This window comes from uncultured Sphingomonas sp., assembly GCF_913777625.1.
Lineage (GTDB): Bacteria > Pseudomonadota > Alphaproteobacteria > Sphingomonadales > Sphingomonadaceae > Sphingomonas.
In genome coordinates, this window is record NZ_CAJYTI010000010.1 from 80,323 (window position 1) to 99,244 (window position 18,922).

The window sequence follows — 18,922 nt, forward strand, 5'->3', positions numbered from 1 at the left end:
GCAAACTCGGCCGGCGGCACCAACGCTGTCATAGTGGACCTCTAGAAGGGACGCCGAGAACCGGCGCCTGAACCGATCCAACGGCCCAGGCGCCTTTCACGTTCCGCAACTGATGTGGATCAACTATTTGAATTGAAGCGGGTTACCGGGCGAAGTTCAGGCCTTGAGGATGAGGCCCCTGCGGTCCATCCACCAGCCGACCGCCCAGCACAGCAGGGTATAGGCGAAGGCACAGAGCAGCGATCCGAACGGTCCCGGCGCGATCGCCTGGAAGATGTCGACACCGGCCGCATGGTACACGCCGCGCTCGCTGCCTGCGGGGACCATTTCCAGCACGGTGACGAACAGTTCGGAGAACAGGTAGATCGCCAGCGGATTGCGCCCGAGGATGGTGAAGAAGCGGGTGCCGCGCTTGAATCCGGCCACCTCGATCAGCCAGATCGCAGCCCCGAGCAGCAGCAGGTCGAGCCCGACGGTGAGCAGCACATAGGAGCCGGTCCACAGCTTCTTGGCGATCGGGAACCAGGGCGACCAGGCGAGCCCGGCCAGCACCAGCGCGACGCCGACCAGCGCCATGCGGCCGACGGTGCGGCGCAGGTCGCCGCCCTGCACGATGGCGAGGCCTGCCAGATAGCCCGCGATCACGTTGACCGTGGCGGGCAGGGTGCCAAGCAGCCCTTCGGGGTCGAAGCCGGCGTCCTTCTTGTAGAGATGGCCGGGTCCCAGCAGCCACAGATCGATCTGCGTGCCGATATTGGCGACTTTGTCATAGGCCATGCCCGGCGGGCTGAAGACGAGCAGGATCGTCCAGTATCCGAACAGCAGCGCGATCGCGGCGAGCAGCAGCTGGCGGGGCTTGAGCCAGCGGATCAGCAGCGCGGCGAGCACATAGCAAAGCGCCAGCCGCTGGAGCACGCCCGGCACGCGGGTGAGCGCGAAGGGCTTCAGTTCCCAGCCGTGCGCGCCCTGCTCGACGAACGGGAACCAGTACATCAGATAGCCGAGCACGAAGATGATCGCGCCGCGCTTGAACAGCCGGGCGAGGAACGGCCCGGTTTCCACCCGCTTGCGGAAGGCGAAGCTCATCGCATTGCCCATCGCGAACAGGAAGGTGGGGAAGACCAGATCGGCCAGGGTGAAGCCGAACCATTTGGCATGAACCAGCTGCGGATAGGGTTCTGCGCCCGGCCCCGAGGTATTGACCAGGATCATCAGGAAGATCGTCGCGCCGCGAAACACGTCGAGCGCGAGGAAGCGGGGCTTGCCGGCAAGTGCGGCGACGGTGTTGGCCTGGGTCTCGGTCATCGGGCGTCGCTTTCTGCGAGGAGCGTGCGGGCAAGGGCTAGCGGGGCAGCGGGGCGCTGGCGAGCCCACATCTTGCCGTCCTTCAGCCAGGCGGCCTGCCAGTCGCGGATCGCGGCGGCGGTGGCCTTGGCGTCGAAGGGCTGGTGCGCGGCAGCGGCGGCGCGTTGCGCTGCGAGGAAGCGCTGCCAGCGCGGCCAGTAATAGCCGGCGTACAGCCCCTGCCACGCGCGCGAGGCATAGTCGGAAAGGTGACCGGTACCGCCCCAGACGGTCACCACCGCCTTGGCCTGTTCGACAAACGCTGCCTTTTCGGCGGGGGTGTCGCCATAGGCGGCGGCATCGGCGAGCCAGCTGCCCAGCGTTTCCTGCTGGTTGCCGGCAATGGCGTCGATGTCCTTGGCCAGCTTCTCGGCGGTGGCGGCGGCGCGATCGCCGGTGGCGAGGTCGCCGGCCTTGTAGGCGGCGACGGCGGCCTTGAGCTGCCCGTCGAGCTGCACGCTGGCATAGTGGCGGACGAGGTCGACCAGGTCATAGGTGTAGAGCGGCTCTCCGCCATGCTGCGGCGCCTGGGCCAGCAGCGCCTCGATTCCGGCGCGGAGGGCCGCCGGGTCGCCGGGGGCGGCGGGATAGTCGGCGCCGTCGAGGCTGGGGAACTTGAACAGCAGATAGGCGCCGGCCTGCTCGTGCCACCAGCGCGGGGTCCAGTAGCGCGTGGTGTAGGCGCCCTGGATGGCCTTGTCCCAGGCGGCGACCAGCGCGGGCGAGGTCTTGCCGTAGCGCGCCTTGGTATAGTCGCCCAGCCAGACGTCGAGCGGCCGCGCCTGGCCGTTCGCGTCGATCTCGCCCCAGGCGAGGTCGTACGCATAGGCGTAGGCGATGCCGTTGCTGTGCAGGCCTTCGGGGAAGAGCCCGAAGCCGCGCATCCGGCCGTGCCCCGGGTTCGCCAGCGCGGCGGTTACGTCGGCGCGGTAGAAGTTCAGGTCGCCATAGACCGGGTTGCTGCCGCCGTAATTGTGGACATAGCCGTACGCCCAGCCCTTGCCGTAAAAGGCCTTGGTCGCGTTCCAGATGCCGGGATAGCGGTCATTGCCGATGTCGAGGATCAGCATCCGCTCGTCGGGCACCTTCGAGAGAAAGGCGGCGATCGCATCCGGCGTCCAGAAGGCCTTGTCGGCGCCGAACAGCCAGCCCTGCATCACCCAGGTCGCGTTCGGCGCGGCGGCGGTGATCGAGCGGTAGAGCCGCTCGCCATAGGCCGCGAGCCGGGCGTCGCGCACCTCCTTGGGGAGCGCGGCGGCGCGGGTGGCGGCGGTGTTGGCGATGGCGTCGCCATAGGTCGCTGCGCGGGCGTCGCTGCCGTCCTCGGCGATCGGCGGCACCATCTCGTTGAAGGCGTCGGCGAGGTAATATTCGCCCGGGCCGTAGGTCGCGGTGTAGAGCTGGAGGAAGCGGGCGGCGAGCCTGGCGAACAGCGGGTCGGACGGGTCGAGCCAATAGGTGCCGGGGAAGCCCTCCCATTGCCGCATCTGGTAGATCTTCGCCTCCGGGTGCGCCTTGGCGAAGGCTTCGGGCACATAGCCGGAAAAGGCGGGCAGGATCGGCTTCATGCCGAGCGACCGCATCCGGGCGAGGATCTGGCGCTGGAGGACGCGCTTCTTCTCGATCCAGCTGGCCGAGAGCGGGGCGCGGTAGCCGGCGATGTTGCCCATGCGCTGCCAGGGCAGGAAGGGCGCGGCGGAGAGGCCGTCGGCGATCTGGGCGTCGGTCATGCCCTGCTCGCGCCACAGCGCGCGCCAGACATGTTCCTGCCCCTCCATCGCCAGCGGCGTGTCGACGCCGTGCGCGGCCATCCAGTCGATCTCGCGCTCCCAGCGGCCCCAGTTCCACCAGGGCGTGGTGTAGCCATAGGTGCAGGTGTTGAGATAGGCGCGCAGCGCAAAGGGCGAGGCGACCGTGCCGCTGTCATAGCCGTCGCGGATCACGATCGGGCGGGTGCGGACGCCCTCCCAGGAAACGAACAGGCTCCCCTGCTGGCCCAGCGTGCGGGCGGCGCCGCGCACCAGCGCGACGGGCGAGGAACCCACGATGCCCAGCCGCCCGGCGGCGGTGCGCGCGCGGAATTGCGGGGTAGGGCCGGGGACCAGCGCCAGGTCGATCCTGCGCGTGTCGACACCGAGGCGCGCCAGCACGGCGCGGGCGGCGGCGATCTCGGACCGGGCGGCCGGCGCGGCTACCGGCCGGGCGGGCTGTGCGGCCGCTGGGGCGGCGAGGACGAGGCCGGCCGCGACCGGGCCGAGGAGACGGATACGGCGGGCGGCGGTGTCGGCCAAGTCGGGTGCTCCAGGAACGCAGAAATGGGCCGGGGGCGGCGTGGGCCACCCCCGGCTTGTGGTCTTACATCTTCAGCGTGGCGGACAGGTAGAAGCTGCGTCCGTAGAAGCTGCTTTCCTGCCAGACGGCGGAGTCCTTGTAATAGGCCTCCTCGCGGCTGTTGTTCAGGTTCACCACCCCGGCGGCGAAGCTGAGCCACGTGTTCGGGGAATAGCCGCCGCTCAGATCGAACTGGGTGCGACCCCGCACGACATGGCCTTCGCGGGCGAAGAAGCTGTCGGCGCTGTTCTGCTCGTAGCTGCTGCGGCTGTTGACCGAGAGGCGGATGTTGAAATGCTCGTTCTCCCAATAGGGCGAGACGTTCCACGTCACCTTCGACAGGTTGCGGATGGTGTAGCCCGTGCCGATCGCCACCTTCTGCGGATAGACCCGGGTGAAGTTGGCGAGCAGGCCGAAGCCATCCACCGGCAGGAGGCGATCGAACGACTGGTTCCAGCTGACCTCGAAGCCCTTCACCTTGATGGTGCTGGGATCGTTGGACGTCTGGGTGATGTCGTAGATGTTGCCCTTGGCATCGACGCAGTCGTTGCCCGAGGTGCTGAGCGCGGTGCCGTTGAACGACGGCGGGCAGATCAGGCGCGAGAAGGTGCCGTTCTTGATCCACTTGTAGAAGCCGTTGAGCGCGATCGAGCTCGAGCGGGTGGGGTACCATTCGACGCCGAGGTCGAGCTGGTTCGCCGTCAGCGGCTTGAGGCCGGCCTGGCCGAGATCCACCGTGATCGTGTTGGTGTTCGCCGGGAAAGTGTTGGGCGAGCTGCTGGTGGTCTGCGCCATGGACGTGTTGCTGTCCATGATCGGGCGCACCAGCACCTTGGCGGCGGCGAAGCGCACCTGCACCTTGCTGGTCGGCTCCAGCACCAGGTTCAGGCTGGGCAGCACATTGTCGTAGCTCTGGTTGACGGTGTATTCGCCGACCTTCTGCTGGACTTCGGTGTAGCTGCCGGTGCGCGGCGCGGTGACGTTGCCCTGCACCTTCTGCTTGGTGTGCTCGTAGCGCACGCCGAGATTGCCGCGCAGCGTCATGCCGGCCACCGTCGTGTCGATGTCCGCCATCGCATAGGCCGAGGGCATGAAGCGATCGACATGGTAGCTGGCTTCGGGGGCGAAGATGTCCGGCACGGTGATATTGGCCGCCGCCAGCGCCTTGTCATAGGCGCCGAGGTCCGGACCGATCCAGGCACCCGGGATCAGGCTGCTGCCGTTGAGGAAGCCGCTGACCGGATAGTTGGTCGTCGCCATCAGCGGGAAGATGCTGCTCGACGGCGCCGGCTGGTTGGCCAGCGCGATCATGTCGTGGCGGCTGACATAGCGGTTGAAGATCTCGTGCCGGTACTTGGCGCCGACGCTGAGCTTGGTGATCGGCCCGAACGAGACTTCCTTGTACAGATCGGCCTGGCCCGAGGTCTCGCTCGACGCCATCTTGCGGGTGGCGCCGTTCGGATACTCGTTCCGGGTCAGCGTCGCCGGCGCATAGAGCGCGGTGCTGGTGAGGTCGGTGCCCACCGTGTACTTCACCGCATTGGGATTGGAGAAGTCGATCGTCGCGGTGGGGATGTTCACGCCGAGGATCGCCGCGGCCTCACGCTGATAGGTGGTGCCGCGGGTGTAGTTGAACACCGTACGCGCCGACCAGCCATCGTCGCCGGTCCACTTGCCCGACAGCGTATAGTCCTGGCTGACGAGGTTGCGGTCCTCGTGCTGGCGGTTGTTCTCCATGGTGAAGTTGGTGGCCGTCGCCTTGGTCGCGACGCCGTTCACCACGTTGCTCGCCGCGATCCGCGCGGTGTTGAACAGGAAGACCTGCTGGTTCAGGTCGTAATCGGTATTGTCCTTGGCGTAGATCGCGCTCGCGTCGATCTCGAGGCGGTCGCTGGGCTTCCACTGGACGCCGCCGCTGCCCATCAGCCGCTCGGTATCGCGGTCGAGACGGCGATAGCGCGGACGGCGCGGCACGCTCACGGTCGCCCCGTTGATCGTCTGGGTGGCCCAGCGATCCATCCAGAAATAGTCGGCGCGGTCCTTCAGCTTCTGATAGCCGAGGTTCAGGTACACGCCCAGCGTGCCGTCGGCGAACTGGTCGACATAGCTGCCGCTGATCTTCGGCGTGATCTTGCCACCGGCATATTCGGAATTCTGGCCCTTGACCGAGAGCACCAGCTGGCGGTGCGTGTAGTCGAGCGGCTTGGTGGTCTGGATGTTGACCGTGCCGGACAGGCCGCCGGCATCCATGTCCGCCGTCGGCGACTTGATCACCTGGATCGCGTTGGCGAGCTCGGTCTGGATGATGTCGTAGCGGAAGCCGTCGGTGAAGTCGGCGCTCTTGAAGGTCTGACCATTGACCGTGGTCATCGCATATTGCGGACCCAGGCCGCGGATGCTGATCGTGGCGCCACGCCCGTTGATGTTCGACATCTGCACGCCCGAGATGCGCTGGATCGCCTCGGTGATGTTCTCGCTGGGGAACTTGCCGAGATCCTCGGCCGAGATGCCGTCGGTGACGCGGCTGTCCTTGCGCTTGGCGTCGATCGCATTGTCGATCGCGGCGCGGATGCCGGTGACGACGATCTCGCCGCCGTCCTGGCCCGCGGGTGCCGCGCCCGTGTCGGTCTGCGCCTGTGCGGCGGTGGCGGCGCCCAGGGCTGCGATGCAGCCCGATGCCAGCCAGATGCTTTTCGTGAACGCACGCGTGTGTGCGCCGAATCTGCCCGTGTTCATGGATATACCCCCCGTCGCTCTTGGAACCCTCGGTGTCGCAGCGCCCGTCCTCCGGCGTTTCTTCTGTCTCGGGAGCGCCACTGGGCCATATTGGTTGCTACCGGTCTGAGGTTGTCAAGGCCACTTCATGACAAAAGCGTGAAATGGTAATACCTCTTGGCATGACCGGTAGCGATAACATTGTGCGAAGATTAATTTAACCGCATGATTTGAAACGACATGGGTGGGGGTGTCGCCGAATGGTCACACTCGGCGCAAATTGGATCTGCTGCGGTATGGTCGCGTGCCGGTCAGCCGGCCAGGCGGGGCGCCAGGATTCGCATCAGTGCCTCGCAGCCGGCCGCGTCGCCGGCATCGAACCGCGCGGGCAGCGGGCTGTCGAGGTCGAGCACGCCGAGCAGGGCGCCCTGGTGCACGATCGGCACCACCAGTTCCGACCGGCTCGCGGCATCGCAGGCGATGTGGCCGGGAAAGGCATGGACGTCCTCGACCAGCTGCGTCTCGCGCGTGGCGGCCGCGGCACCGCACACGCCCTTGCCGAACGGAATGCGGATGCACGCCGCCTTGCCCTGGAAGGGGCCGAGCACCAGCTCGTCCGCGACGTTGCGGTAGAAGCCCGCCCAGTTGAGATCGGGCAGATACTGGCCGATCAGCGCGGAGACGTTCGCCATGTTGGCGATCGGATCGGGCTCGTCGGCGGTCAGCGAATCGAGGGCTGCGGCGAGGTCGCGATAGAGTTCGGCCTTGGTGTCGGCGGTGATGTCGAAGCTGTACATGGCCGCGATGTAGGGGATTGCGGGGCGGGGTGCGAGGGGGCTGCGTTCGGCTGCCGCTCCCAAGCTGTATCCTCCCCCGCCAGGGGGAGGTGGGCCGCGAAGCGGCTCGGAGGGGGAGGAAGCACGACGGCTGCCGTTCTGGCATCCTCCCCCTCCGTCGCCTGCGGCGCCACCTCCCCCTGGCGGGGGAGGAAACGCCCAGGACGGGGTGGGAAGTGCAGCTTAGTCGAAGCTTACCTTACCGCGCCCGGCCTTCACCGCGGACCGGCCCTTCTTCGCATCCACGCGCCGCGCCTTGGCGGCCTTGCTCGGCTTGGTCTTGATCCGCCTGGCCTGGCGCTCATGCGCCTTGTCGATCAGCTCGGAAAGGCGCTCGCGGGCGTCGGTGCGGTTGGCGTCCTGGGTGCGGTATTGCCGCGCGGTGATCAGCAGCTCGCCGGCCGAGGTCATCCGCGTGCCGGCGAGTTCCTTCAGCCGTTCATAGGCATAGGGCGAGAGGCCCAGCCGGAACACGTCGACCCGCAGCTGTACCGCGGTTGCCACCTTGTTGACGTTCTGCCCGCCGGGTCCGGTCGCGGCGAGGAACTTCTCCTCGATAATCGCCGCGTCGGGGATCTCAGCCATTGGCCGGTCGGCCGAAGCCGATATGATGGAAGCGCGCAGGCAGCGGGGCGTCGCCGTGCACGTCGGGCTTGCCCGGGCGCGGTACGGTGATCGACTGGGCGTGGAGCATCATCGCGGGCCCACCGCGGCCATAGACGGGATCGCCGACGATGGGGATGCCGATGCCTTCCAGTGCATGGACGCGGATCTGGTGGGTGCGACCGGTCTCGGGATAGAAGGCGACGAGCGCGCGGCCGTCATGGACCTCCATCCGCTTCCAGCGGGTGCGCGCGGACTTGCCCTTGGGGTCGTGCGTCATCCGCCAGCCCTCCTCGATCGTCGAGACCTTGCCGAGCGGCAGGTCGATCTCGCCGCTTTCGGTCTCGGGCACGCCGTCGAGGATCGCGACATAGCGCTTGGTGACCTGGCCGGCCTCGAACGCCTGGCCGAAGCGCTTCATCGCCTTGGGGTTGCGGGCGAGCAGCAGGCAGCCGCTGGTATCGCGGTCGAGCCGGTGGACGGGGACGGGAAGGCGCTCGAAGCCGAAGGTCAGCTGGTCGAGCAGATCCTCGAGGCTCTCGCTGCGGTCGCGCGGGCGATCGACGGGGAGGCCCGCCGGCTTGTCGATGATCAGCGCTTCGCCGTCGATGAAGAGTACCCGGTCCTTGAACATGCGCGGGATATAGCGATCGGCGCGCAATTCGCGAGCCCCGAAACGAAAACGGCCGGAGCAGGGTGCGCTCCGGCCGTCGTCGTGCGCGGCGCGATACGCTACGGGCGCGCGCTTCGGGGATTACGCCTTCAGCTTGGTCGCGGTGTTGGCGACACGGGCGCCGAGATAGCGGGCGCCGTCGAGATCGGCCGCGCTCGGCTGACGGCTGCCGTCGCCATCGGCGAGGGTGCTCGCCCCGTACGGTGTGCCGCCCTTCACCTCGTCGACGCCCATCTGGCCCTGGAAGCCATAGTCGAGGCCGACGATGGTCATGCCGAAGTGGATCAGGTTGGTCAGGATCGAAAACAGGGTGGTTTCCTGGCCGCCATGCTGCGAGGCGGTCGAGGTGAAGGCCGCGCCGACCTTGCCGTTCAGCTGGCCCTGGAACCACACGCCGCCGGCCTTGTCCCAGAACGCCGCCATCTGGCTGGCCATGCGGCCGAAGCGGGTCGGCGAGCCGACGATGATGCCGTCATACTGGGCGAGCTGGTTGACGTCGTCGAGCACCGGGTGGCTGTCGTCGACGCGGAAGCCGGCGGCCTGCGCCACTTCGGCCGGCGCGGTCTCGGCGACGCGGCGCACATCCACTTCGGCGCCTGCGTTGCGGGCGCCCTCGGCGACGGCCTCGGCCATCGTCGCGAGATGGCCATAGGAGGAGTAATAGAGGACGAGGATCTTGGTCATGGCAGAAACTCCCGTTGCGGGTGGATGGAGAAGGGGCGGCGCCCCTGGTTATTCGGAATCGACGAGAACGATTTCGGCGTCTTGAACGGCGGTGATGGTAACGGTCCGACCGCCCGAAAGCGCCGCGCCGTCGCGGGCGTTCACCGCGTCTCCGTCCACGATGATCGCACCGGCGGCGGGGACGAGATAGGCATGGCGGCCTTCGCCGACGCTGTGGGTGACGCTCTCGCCCGCCTTCAGCGTCGCGCCTAGCACGCGGGCATTGGCGCGGATCGGCAGCGCCTCCTTGTCGTCGGCGAACCCGGAGGCGAGGGGGACGAAGCGGCCGGAGCGATCGCCCTTGGGAAAAGGCTTGGCGCCCCAGCTCGGCTGGCCGCCCACTTCGCGCGGGAGGATCCAGATCTGGAAGATCCGGGTCGTCTCCGGCTCGAGATTATACTCCGCATGACGCACGCCGCTGCCCGCGCTCATCACCTGCACGTCGCCGGCCTCGGTACGGCCCTTGTTGCCCATCGAATCCTGGTGGGTGATCGCACCCTGGCGGACATAGGTGATGATTTCCATGTTCTGGTGGGCGTGCGGCGGGAAGCCCGAATTGGGCGCGATCTCGTCGTCGTTCCACACGCGGAGTGCGCCCCAGCCCATCCGCGACGGATCGTAATAGTCGGCGAAGCTGAAATGATGTTTGGCCTTGAGCCAGCCGTGATCGGCGCCGCCCAGGCTTTCGAAACTGCGTTTGTCGATCATCGCTGATCTCCCAATGGTTGCTGCCAAGATAGGGCTCGGGATCACTGCGTAAACGGAAACGTTGGAAACTGATCGTTTCGTGATATGGCTGCGGCCGTGCAGGAGACGACCCAATGAAGCTACCCGATTTCGAGGCCTGGGCAGTGTTTGCCAGCGTGGTCGAGCACCGCTCGTTCAGCGGTGCGGCACTGGCGCTGGGGGTTTCGAAGGCAACGGTTTCCAAGGCGATCACGCGGCTGGAGGAGCGGCTGGGCACCGCGCTGTTCCACCGCACGTCCCGCCGGCTGACGCTCACCGACAGCGGGGAGCAGCTCGCCGAGCGCGCCCAGCGAATCCTCGAGGAAGGTCAGTCGGCCGAGGAGGCGGCGTTCGAATCGGCCAGCGCGCCCTCCGGCGTGGTGCGGCTGGCGGCGCCGCTCACCTTCGGGGCGCGGCATCTTTCCGGCCTGATCGCCGAGTTCATGATCGCGCATCCCCAGATCAAGGTGGAGCTGACGCTCTCCGACGCGTTCATCGACATCGTCGGCGAAGGCATCGACGTGGCACTACGGATCGCCGACCTGCCGGACAGCTCGCTGCGCGCGCGGCGGCTGGGACCCGTGACCATCCACGTCGTAGGGGCGCCGCGCTATTTTGAGCGCGAGGGGCGGCCGCAGCATCCCGCGGATCTCGCCCGGCATGCCTGCTTCGTCTACACCAACACCGCGACGCCGGGCACCTGGCGCTTCCGCAAGGCAGGTGGGGAAGAAGCGGCGGTGCGGGTCGACGGGCCGCTGCGGACCGACAATGGCGAATCGATGTTGCCGGCGCTCCGGGCCGGCCTCGGCATCGCACGGCTGCCGGGCTTCCTGGTGGATGCAGATCTCGCCGCCGGCCGACTGGAAGCGGTGCTGACCGACTGGGTGGCAGGATCGGGCGGGCTGCACCTCGTCACCCCGCCGGGTGCGCGGCGGCCGGTGCGGGTCGAAGCACTGATCGACTTTCTCACGGAGCGGTTGCGCAGCCTCTGCGTTCGAGAGGCGTGAAACGCCTTGTTCCCGACGACGCCGATGCGCGGTTCATCCGTCGCGTCCTGATCCTGCTCACCGTCGGCGCGGTGGTGGTGGCGCTGGTGCGCGCCGCCGACCTGCTGATCCTCACCTTCGGCGCGGTGCTCGGCGCGGTGGTGATCCGCGCCATCGCCGATCGCTATGCGCAGCTTGGGGTGCCCAGGCGCTGGTCGGTGGTCGCCGCGATGCTGAGCGTGCTGGCCGCGATCGCCTTTCTCGTCTGGCTGTTCGCGGTGCAGTTCGGGCCGCAGGTGGAAGCGCTGGTCCGCTCGATCCCGCAGCTGGTCGTGCGGCTGAAGGAATGGGCGCAGGGCAGCCCGGTCGCCGCCAAGCTCTACGACGCGGCCGAGGCGGCGTTCGCCGGATCGCGGGTGGCGCGCGACGCGAGCGGCTTCGCGCTCGGCTCGTTCGAGCTGTTCCTCAACGCGCTGCTGCTGCTCGTCGGCGCGCTGTTCATGGCGGCGGATCCGGGCGTCTATCTGCGCGGGCTGCTGCTGCTGGCGCCGGCGGGCAACACGCGCGACGCCGTTGCCGACGCGCTGGCCGATGTCGGCACCACGCTGCGGCTGTGGCTGCGCACCCAGCTGATCCTGATGACCAGCATGGGGCTGCTCGTCGGGCTCGGGCTTTGGCTCGCCGGCGTGCCGTCGCCGGCCGCGCTGGGCCTGTTGGCGGGCCTGAGCGAGTTCATTCCCTATGTCGGCCCCACTGCGGCGATGCTGCCGGCGCTGGGCCTCGCTGCAACCGGCGGGTCGGGGGCGCTGGTCTGGTGCCTGCTGGTGTTTGCCGGCGTGCGAATCGTCCAGACCAACTTCCTCACCCCCTATGTGCAGAGCCGGGTGATCGCGATCCCGCCGGCGGTCACGCTGTTCGCGATCATCGGCATCGGCTTCGTCTTCGGGCTGTTTGGCCTGTTTTTTTCCGCCGCATTGCTGGTTGTAATATTCACTCTGGTGCGAAGCCTGTATCTTCGCGAAGTTCTGGGAGAGAAAATCGAGGTCCGCCCGCACGATAGCGATCCTCCGTTTTCGCCCGATCGGTAGATTTCCCAAGGCTTGCGGAACCGCTCGGCTTACGAGAAATTAACCTTTCGGCTTCATTGACGCTTAGGTTAATGAACGTCCAAGCGCGTCGGGCATCGGGGCTGCGGCGGGTGGTGTGGACAGGGGAACCGGCAATGCGCGTGCTGTTGATCGAAGACGAGCCTAGCACAGCCAAGGCGATCGAACTGATCCTTTCGGGCGAAGGGTTCAACGTCTATACCACGGACCTGGGCGAGGAGGGGTTGGACCTCGCCAAGCTGTATGATTACGACATCATCCTGCTCGACCTCAACCTGCCGGACATGCACGGCTATGACGTGCTCAAAAAGGTACGTACCGCGCGGGTGCAGACCCCGGTGCTGATCCTTTCCGGCATCAACGAGATGGATTCGAAGGTGCGCTCGTTCGGCTTCGGCGCCGACGATTACGTCACCAAGCCGTTCCACCGCGAAGAGCTGGTTGCCCGCATCCACGCCGTGGTGCGCCGCTCGAAGGGCCATTCGCAGTCGGTGATCCGCACCGGCAAGCTGGCGGTGAACCTGGATGCCAAGACCGTCGAGGTCGACGGCGCCCGCGTCCACCTGACCGGCAAGGAATATGCGATGCTGGAGCTGCTCTCGCTCCGCAAGGGCACCACGCTGACCAAGGAGATGTTCCTCAACCATCTCTATGGCGGCATGGACGAGCCCGAGCTCAAGATCATCGACGTGTTCATCTGCAAGCTGCGCAAGAAGCTGAGCATGGCCTGCGAGGGCGACAATTACATCGAGACCGTCTGGGGTCGCGGCTATGTGCTGCGCGAGCCCGACGAGGCGATCCAGGTCGACACCCAGGTCGCCTGATTTCCCGGCATCCCCCAAGGGCAAGAGCCGCCGTCACCCCGATGACGGCGGCTTTTTTGTTGCATGCCCGGCGCGGTGTCGTGGCGCGATCAGGCGGACCCCTGGCCTGCGCCTTTGCGCCGGGCACGTAGGTGCGTGACCACGGCTTTCGCGCGGCGCTTCAACCCGCTCCGCATGCGCGCGGCGTGTTTGGCCCAAAGGAACGGCGTGCCCCGAAGGGTGGTTGCCAGCAGATAGCCATGGCAGGTGCGAGCGTGATCGCTCCAGCGGCGCTTATAGTCCATGACAGGGAACCGCATGTCGAAGTTGAGGCGGCGTTCGAAGCACCATCGAACGACTTCTTCCACCAGCAGATTGCCGGGAGAATAGGCCGCCCACGCCTCGTCATAGGTCGTCAGGAAAAATTCGAGGTCGCGTTTCCCGATCAGGCAGAGGCAGCTGGCAATCAGCGTGTCGTCCAAGCGCAGGCCGAAGGTGGCGCCGATGCCGTCCTCGGAGGTGACCAGCGTCTCGAAAAAGGCGGTGGCGCTTGCCTCCGCCAGCCAACTGCCGGCGATATCGTGATCCAGTACCCACCGATATTTGTTCGCCATCGTCCAGCGGATCTGCTCGGCGCGGGTGTCCGCGCTTGTCGGCGCAACGAAGGCCAGCGTTCCCTTGGCGGAAAGGCGCTTCCGATCGTAGCGCAACCCCTGTCGAAAGGACTTGGACTTGCCGGCCAGCCAGGCTTCCCACGATCCCGCCGTCGCGAACTGGACGGTCAGGCACGCCATGTCGCTGCGCAACGCCCGCAGCGACGGCCGATCGCTGGGGAGGTGCGCCCATATGCGCCCTTCCGACGCGAGGTTGTACAGTTCAAGGACGTCGCCCAGCCGCTTGGCCGCTGAGAACATCCGAGCAACCACGCCGTCATCGGCATCCGCGGCGAACAGCGGATCCGCATATTCCTCGCGAGACCCGTTATGCAGGTGCAGGACATGGCGCACGCCGCGGCTGCGGACGATCTGCAGCGGCCATACCGCTTGCAACTTCCCGTCGGCGAACGCCAGGAGGATGGCCGGCGCCACATCCCCCGTCATGGTGGTCAGCACCGCCGCCGCATAGTCCGGATGCTGGAACGTGGTGGCACCTTCGGTTGCGTGCCAGAGCGTCTTCCAGGCATCGCGCGCGTCCTGCACGCCGGCAAGCGTGTCGACGATCCGAATTTCAGAGGAGGGCATGTCGCGCGCCTTCGGGCACGCCAACGCCTTGCAAGTTGCCGCTGCCGTTCATTGTGCGAGGCCGTCTCTGGATTGAAGGAGAAACGCTTGGACCGACTGGGCGATCGCGCCGAAGGACACCAATGCTGTTCGGACGCGGTGCGGCGTGGCGATGGCCTGATCCGCGCGACCGCTAATCGGAATGCCGATCGTCCGCAAGCAATGCTTCGTTGTTCCCAGGCCTAGCGCGTGTGCATCGACCCTATGCGTTGTTCCGCGCGCCTGCGTTGCCGACGGGGCGCCGCCCTGCAGCATGCGTCTCTGCCCGGGCCAGCAGCGCGAGCAGGTCCTCGCGGCTGACGTCGAAGGCCTCGCCGGCTTCCGCCAGCGCCGCATCGATGTCCTCCGGCCGCAGGCCCGGCGCGGGCGGGGCGGGGAGCGCGCGGTGGGGGTAGCTGTGGCCGGTGAAGCGGTGGACGAGCAGCCCGCACGCCGTCAGCAGCACCGCGTTCAGCCCGATCGGCAGCAGGGCATAGCCATAGCCATGCGCGAGCACCGCCGGTGCCAGCACCGGCAGCAGCACCGTGCCGCCCCCGGGCGGATGGAGGCTGCGGGTCAGCGACATGACGAGGATCGCCAGTCCCACGGCGATGCCCGCAGCCAGCGCGCCATGGCCCAGCCACTGGGCGACCAGCGTCCCCACCAGCGCCGGGATGATGTTGCCGCCAATCACCCGCCAGGGCTGGGCAAGCGGGCTGGAAGGCACCGCGAAGATCAGCACCGCCGAAGCGCCGATCGGGGCCGCCAGCAGGATCGCGGTCGGTCCGTCGAAGCCGGCAAGCGCGGAGATCCAGGCGGTCAGCCCGATCCCCAGCCCGCCGCCGACGGCACCGCCGATCCGGTCGCGCCACTGCGCGCCGGCCATCACCAGCCGGAACATGCGCGGCTTACTTTTTCGCCGCCCAGGCGCGCTGGCCGGCCACCCAGGTTTCGACCACCTTCATGCCCCGCAGCTCCGCGGGAGAGGCGGTCAGCGGATCGCGGTCGACGATCAGGAAGTCGGCCCACAGCCCCGGTGCCAGCCGCCCGAACTTGTCCTCGGCGAAACCCGCATAGGCCGCGCCGATGGTGAAGCCGGCCCAGCCTTCCTCTCGGCTGAGCTTCTCCTCCGGGCGCCAGCCGCCCGGCGGGTTGCCGCCCGCGTCCTGGCGGGTGACGCTCGCCGCCCAGCCGGCCCAGGGATCGGGGCTCTCGACCGGATAGTCTGAGCCGAAGGCCAGGCGCGAGCCGTTGCGCAGCATCGTCCGCCAGGCATAGGCGCCCGCCAGCCGGTCCGGCCCCAGCCGCGCCTCGGCCATCGTCCGGTCGCTGGTCTGGTGGACCGGCTGCATCGAGGCGATCGTGCCGAACTTGCCGAAGCGCGGCAGGTCCTTGGGGTCGATGATCTGGGCGTGCTCGATCCGCCAGCGGCGATCGCCCTTGTAGGTTTCCGAGAGCGTCTCGATCGCGTCGAGCACCTGCTGGTTGGCGCGGTCGCCGATCGCGTGGACGGCGATCTGGAAATTGTCCATCGCGCCGCGCGCCATCAGGTTGAGCAGCTGGTCGTCGCTGAGGAAGCCGAGGCCCTTGTTGCCCGGCGCATCGGCATAGTCCGCCTTGAGCCACGCCCCGCGCGAGCCGAGCGCGCCGTCCGCATAGAGCTTGATGCCGCCCATCCGCAGCCGGTCATTGTAGAGCCAGGGCGTGGGGCCCGCGCCGGCCACGCGGAGCGCCGTGTCGACGCCGTGGGCATAGCTCATGATCCGCACGCGCAGCTGGCCGATATCGGCCATGCCGCGCATCGTCTCCCAATCGTCCACCGTGGTGCCCATGTCGGCGGTGGCGGTGATGCCGAGCGACAGCAGCCTTTCCTGCGCCGCGAGGAAGGCGGCGTTGCGCTCGCGCGGCGTCGGCTGCGGCACCACCCTGGAGACCAGCGCGGTCGCGGCGTCGACCAGCACGCCGGTGGGCTTGCCGGAGGCGTCGCGCTCGATGCGGCCGCCGGCGGGGTCCTTGGTGGCGGCGGTGATGCCGGCGAGCTCGAGCGCGCGGCTGTTCGCCCAGCCGGCATGGCCGTCGACGCGCTCCAGCCACACCGGGCGATCGTTCACCGCGCGGTCGAGTTCGGCGGCGGTGGGGAAGCGGCCGAGCTTCCAGTTCTCCTGGTTCCAACCGCGCCCGAGGATCCACTTGGCCGGGCTCTTGGCGGCATGGTCGCGGATGCGGGCCAGCGCGTCGTCGAGGCTGGTGGTTGCGAACAGGTCGAGCTGGAGCTGCTGGAAGCCCAGCTCCATGTAATGGCCATGCGCGTCGATCATGCCCGGCACCAGCGTCGCGCCCTTCAGGTCGATCCGCCACACCGGCCGCTTGGGCCGCTTCTGCCCCTTGGCGAGGATCGCCACGACCTTGCCATAGGGATCGATCTGCAGTGCCTCGAACCGCACCACGGCGCCCTTGGCGTCAAGCGTGATGCCGTTGACATTATCAATGATTCCATCGGCCTGCGCAGCGGGCGCGAGCAGCAGGGCGGTGGCGGCGGCAAGCCGCTTGAGGCGGGTGAACATGGGCGCAAGGCATAGGGCCTGTTCCCCTGCTGCGCCAGATGGTCTAGGCGGACAGGATGGCTACCAAAGCAGCACCCGCACCCGCCGCACTCCCCGTGTCCATCGACGATGTCCGGGCGGCGGCGGCGCGGATCGGCGGCGCGGTGGTGCGCACGCCGACGCTGCACAGCCGCACGCTCTCGCAGCTGACCGGCGCCAACGTGTACCTCAAGTTCGAGAATCTGCAGTTCACCGCGGCGTACAAGGAACGCGGCGCGCTCAACACGCTGCTCCAGCTCGACGGCGAGGCGCGCGCCAAGGGCGTGATCGCCGCCTCGGCGGGCAACCATGCCCAGGGGCTCGCCTATCACGCGACGCGGCTGGGCATCCCCAGCACGATCGTGATGCCCAAGAACACGCCGATCGTGAAGGTCACCCAGACCGAAGGACATGGTGCCACGGTGGTGCTCCACGGCGAGACCTTCGACGCCGCCTATGCCCATTCGCGCGAGCTGGAGGCGGAGAAGGGCTACACCTTCATCCACCCGTTCGACGATCCGCGCGTGATCGCGGGCCAAGGCACCGCGACGCTCGAACTGCTGGAAGACGTGCCGGGCATCGACACGTTGGTGATCCCGATCGGCGGCGGCGGGCTGATCTCGGGCGCGTCGGTGGTCGCCAAGGCGCAGGACCGCCCGATCGAGGTTCTGGGCGTCCAGGCCGAGCTCTACCCGTCGATGTACAACCGCGTGCACCATACCGAGATGCCGTGCGCGGGCGACACGCTCGCCGAGGGTATCGCGGTCAAGTACCCCGGCACCATCACCGCCAAGATCGTCGAGGCGCTGGTCGACGATATCGTGCTGGTCGGCGAGCGCCGGCTGGAAGAGGCGGTGAGCCTGCTGCTCCAGATCGAGAAGACGGTGGTGGAAGGGGCAGGGGCCGCCGGCCTCGCCGCGCTGCTCTCCGAGCCCGAGCGGTTCAAGGGCAAGACCGTCGGCACGATCCTGTGCGGCGGCAATATCGACACGCGGCTGCTCGCCAACGTGCTGCTGCGCGACCTCGCCCGTTCGGGCCGCCTCGCGCGGCTGCGCATCCGGCTGCAGGACCGGCCGGGCGCGCTGTTCCATGTCGCGCGGATCTTCCACGAGCAGGGCGTCAACATCATCGAGGTCTATCACCAGCGCGTGTTCACCTCGCTGCCCGCCAAGGGCCTGGTGACCGACATCGAGTGCGAGACGCGCGACCGCAACCATCTCGACCGGCTGATCACCGCGTTGCGCCGCGCGCAATACGAAGTGAGCATGGTCGAATCGGCCTGATCGGCCTTTCGCGGCATTCGGCAGGGCAGCCGCTTGCGTCACGGCCGGTGCCGCGACCTCCTGAAGCGAAACGGCGCACGCTGGCAGTTTTACTGCCGGTGCAGCCCACGCTTGGCACGAGACATGCTGAAATGTGCTGAAATAGAGCAATCTGCCATTTGTTAACCATAGGAAGCATTTCTCTCCTTCGATTCGGGCGGGTAGGTAAGGGGCAAGCAAAAACTCCTGATCACCAAGCGGAGAGATCCATGAAGACCCGTGCGTATTCAATGAATCTGAAGACTGTTCTTGCTGCCGCCGCGCTTGTTGCCTGCGGGATGGCAGGATCGGCGAATGCTTCGACCAATCTCATTTCGAATGGCGATTTCTCGAATCCGAACGTGCACGGCGGCTGGACCATTCAGAACGCGCTCGGCGGCTGGGTCAGCCGCAACGGCACCGGCGTCGAAATCGGGGCGTCCGGCGTCTATGGCCTGCCCACGGTCAATGCCGGCGGACAGCATCTCGAGGTCAATGGCTATGGCTTTGGCGACGTCTATCAGAACGTCAACCTGACCGCCGGCCAGACCTATGTGCTGACCTTCCTCTATGGCGGCCGCCCGGGCGGCGGCGAGCAGAAGCTCAACGTCTTCGCCGGCAGCGACCTGCTGACCGCCACGCCGCTGACCGGCAGCTATGGCAGCTGGACCAAGCAGTCGTTCAGCTTCGTCGCCAAGGGCGGCCTGACCCCGATCGAATTCAAGTCGCTCGCGACCAGCGGCCTTTCGTCCTACGGCAACGAAGTGGCCAACGTGTCGCTTAGCGCGGTGCCGGAACCGGCCGCCTGGGGCATGATGATCGCGGGCTTCGGCATGGTCGGCGGCCTGGTCCGCCGTCGCCGCCCGGTGGCGCGCCCGCTGGCTGCCTGACACACAGGATCGCCGTGTCCGGGAGGATCGCCCGGCACGGTGGC

At 67.5% G+C, this 18,922-nt stretch carries 16 protein-coding genes; 5 read left to right on the top strand and 11 right to left on the bottom strand.

Annotated elements, in window-relative coordinates:
* Nucleotides 1–156: 156 nt before the first annotated feature.
* The 8 genes from QZ814_RS05480 to QZ814_RS05515 form a co-directional block, all read right to left on the bottom strand.
* Nucleotides 157–1,305: a heparan-alpha-glucosaminide N-acetyltransferase domain-containing protein gene (locus QZ814_RS05480; RefSeq protein ID WP_294330075.1), complete on the bottom strand. Its 1,149-nt coding sequence runs from the start codon at nt 1,303–1,305 to the stop codon at nt 157–159.
* On the bottom strand, nt 1,302–3,635 hold the full coding sequence (locus tag QZ814_RS05485) for an alpha-N-acetylglucosaminidase (protein ID WP_294330076.1): 2,334 nt from the start codon (nt 3,633–3,635) through the stop codon (nt 1,302–1,304). The genes QZ814_RS05480 and QZ814_RS05485 overlap by 4 nt, the downstream gene beginning before the upstream one ends.
* Nucleotides 3,636–3,699: 64 nt before the next feature.
* Nucleotides 3,700–6,411 carry a TonB-dependent receptor gene (locus QZ814_RS05490; RefSeq protein ID WP_294330077.1) on the bottom strand — a complete coding sequence of 904 codons (2,712 nt, stop codon included), beginning with the start codon at nt 6,409–6,411 and terminating at the stop codon, nt 3,700–3,702.
* A gap of 290 nt (nt 6,412–6,701) precedes the next feature.
* Nucleotides 6,702–7,187, bottom strand: coding sequence for a GAF domain-containing protein (locus tag QZ814_RS05495; protein WP_294330078.1), 486 nt, complete (start codon nt 7,185–7,187; stop codon nt 6,702–6,704).
* A gap of 222 nt (nt 7,188–7,409) precedes the next feature.
* On the bottom strand, nt 7,410–7,811 hold the full coding sequence (gene arfB, locus QZ814_RS05500) for an alternative ribosome rescue aminoacyl-tRNA hydrolase ArfB (protein ID WP_294330079.1): 402 nt from the start codon (nt 7,809–7,811) through the stop codon (nt 7,410–7,412).
* The gene (locus QZ814_RS05505; protein WP_294330486.1) at nt 7,804–8,463 is read right to left on the bottom strand and encodes an RNA pseudouridine synthase; all 660 of its coding nucleotides are present in this window, start codon (nt 8,461–8,463) and stop codon (nt 7,804–7,806) included. The genes arfB and QZ814_RS05505 overlap by 8 nt, the downstream gene beginning before the upstream one ends.
* A 120-nt stretch (nt 8,464–8,583) precedes the next feature.
* Nucleotides 8,584–9,186, bottom strand: a complete 603-nt coding sequence (wrbA, locus tag QZ814_RS05510; protein WP_294330080.1) for an NAD(P)H:quinone oxidoreductase — start codon at nt 9,184–9,186, stop codon at nt 8,584–8,586.
* A gap of 48 nt (nt 9,187–9,234) precedes the next feature.
* Nucleotides 9,235–9,933, bottom strand: coding sequence for a pirin family protein (locus tag QZ814_RS05515; protein WP_294330081.1), 699 nt, complete (start codon nt 9,931–9,933; stop codon nt 9,235–9,237).
* A 113-nt stretch (nt 9,934–10,046) separates the two neighbouring features.
* Here QZ814_RS05515 and QZ814_RS05520 point away from each other — a divergent pair, with 113 nt between their 5' ends.
* From QZ814_RS05520 to ctrA, 3 genes are all read left to right on the top strand, one after another.
* Nucleotides 10,047–10,958: a LysR family transcriptional regulator gene (locus QZ814_RS05520; protein WP_294330082.1), complete on the top strand. Its 912-nt coding sequence runs from the start codon at nt 10,047–10,049 to the stop codon at nt 10,956–10,958.
* The gene (locus QZ814_RS05525) at nt 10,955–12,025 is read left to right on the top strand and encodes an AI-2E family transporter (protein WP_294330083.1); all 1,071 of its coding nucleotides are present in this window, start codon (nt 10,955–10,957) and stop codon (nt 12,023–12,025) included. The genes QZ814_RS05520 and QZ814_RS05525 overlap by 4 nt, the downstream gene beginning before the upstream one ends.
* A 134-nt stretch (nt 12,026–12,159) precedes the next feature.
* Entirely contained in the window at nt 12,160–12,867 is a 708-nt protein-coding gene (gene ctrA / locus QZ814_RS05530) for a response regulator transcription factor CtrA (RefSeq protein ID WP_294330084.1), read from the top strand.
* Between the two features lie 89 nt (nt 12,868–12,956).
* Here the strand turns inward: ctrA and QZ814_RS05535 are convergent, their stop codons facing one another.
* The 3 genes from QZ814_RS05535 to QZ814_RS05545 form a co-directional block, all read right to left on the bottom strand.
* A complete protein-coding gene (locus QZ814_RS05535) occupies nt 12,957–14,087 on the bottom strand; it encodes a GNAT family N-acetyltransferase (RefSeq protein ID WP_294330085.1) in 1,131 nt (376 codons plus the stop codon).
* A gap of 241 nt (nt 14,088–14,328) precedes the next feature.
* Entirely contained in the window at nt 14,329–15,006 is a 678-nt protein-coding gene (locus QZ814_RS05540) for an HPP family protein (protein ID WP_294330086.1), read from the bottom strand.
* Nucleotides 15,007–15,013: 7 nt separating this feature from the next.
* Nucleotides 15,014–16,669, bottom strand: a complete 1,656-nt coding sequence (locus QZ814_RS05545; protein ID WP_294330087.1) for an amidohydrolase — start codon at nt 16,667–16,669, stop codon at nt 15,014–15,016.
* A 56-nt stretch (nt 16,670–16,725) separates the two neighbouring features.
* On the opposite strand from QZ814_RS05545, the gene QZ814_RS05550 reads away from it, so the two are divergent.
* Both QZ814_RS05550 and QZ814_RS05555 read left to right on the top strand, forming a co-directional pair.
* Nucleotides 16,726–17,970 (top strand): threonine ammonia-lyase, encoded by a 1,245-nt coding sequence (locus tag QZ814_RS05550; RefSeq protein ID WP_294330088.1) that lies wholly within the window; start codon nt 16,726–16,728, stop codon nt 17,968–17,970.
* A 317-nt stretch (nt 17,971–18,287) separates the two neighbouring features.
* Nucleotides 18,288–18,878 (top strand): PEPxxWA-CTERM sorting domain-containing protein, encoded by a 591-nt coding sequence (locus QZ814_RS05555; protein ID WP_294330089.1) that lies wholly within the window; start codon nt 18,288–18,290, stop codon nt 18,876–18,878.
* Nucleotides 18,879–18,922 lie beyond the last annotated feature (44 nt).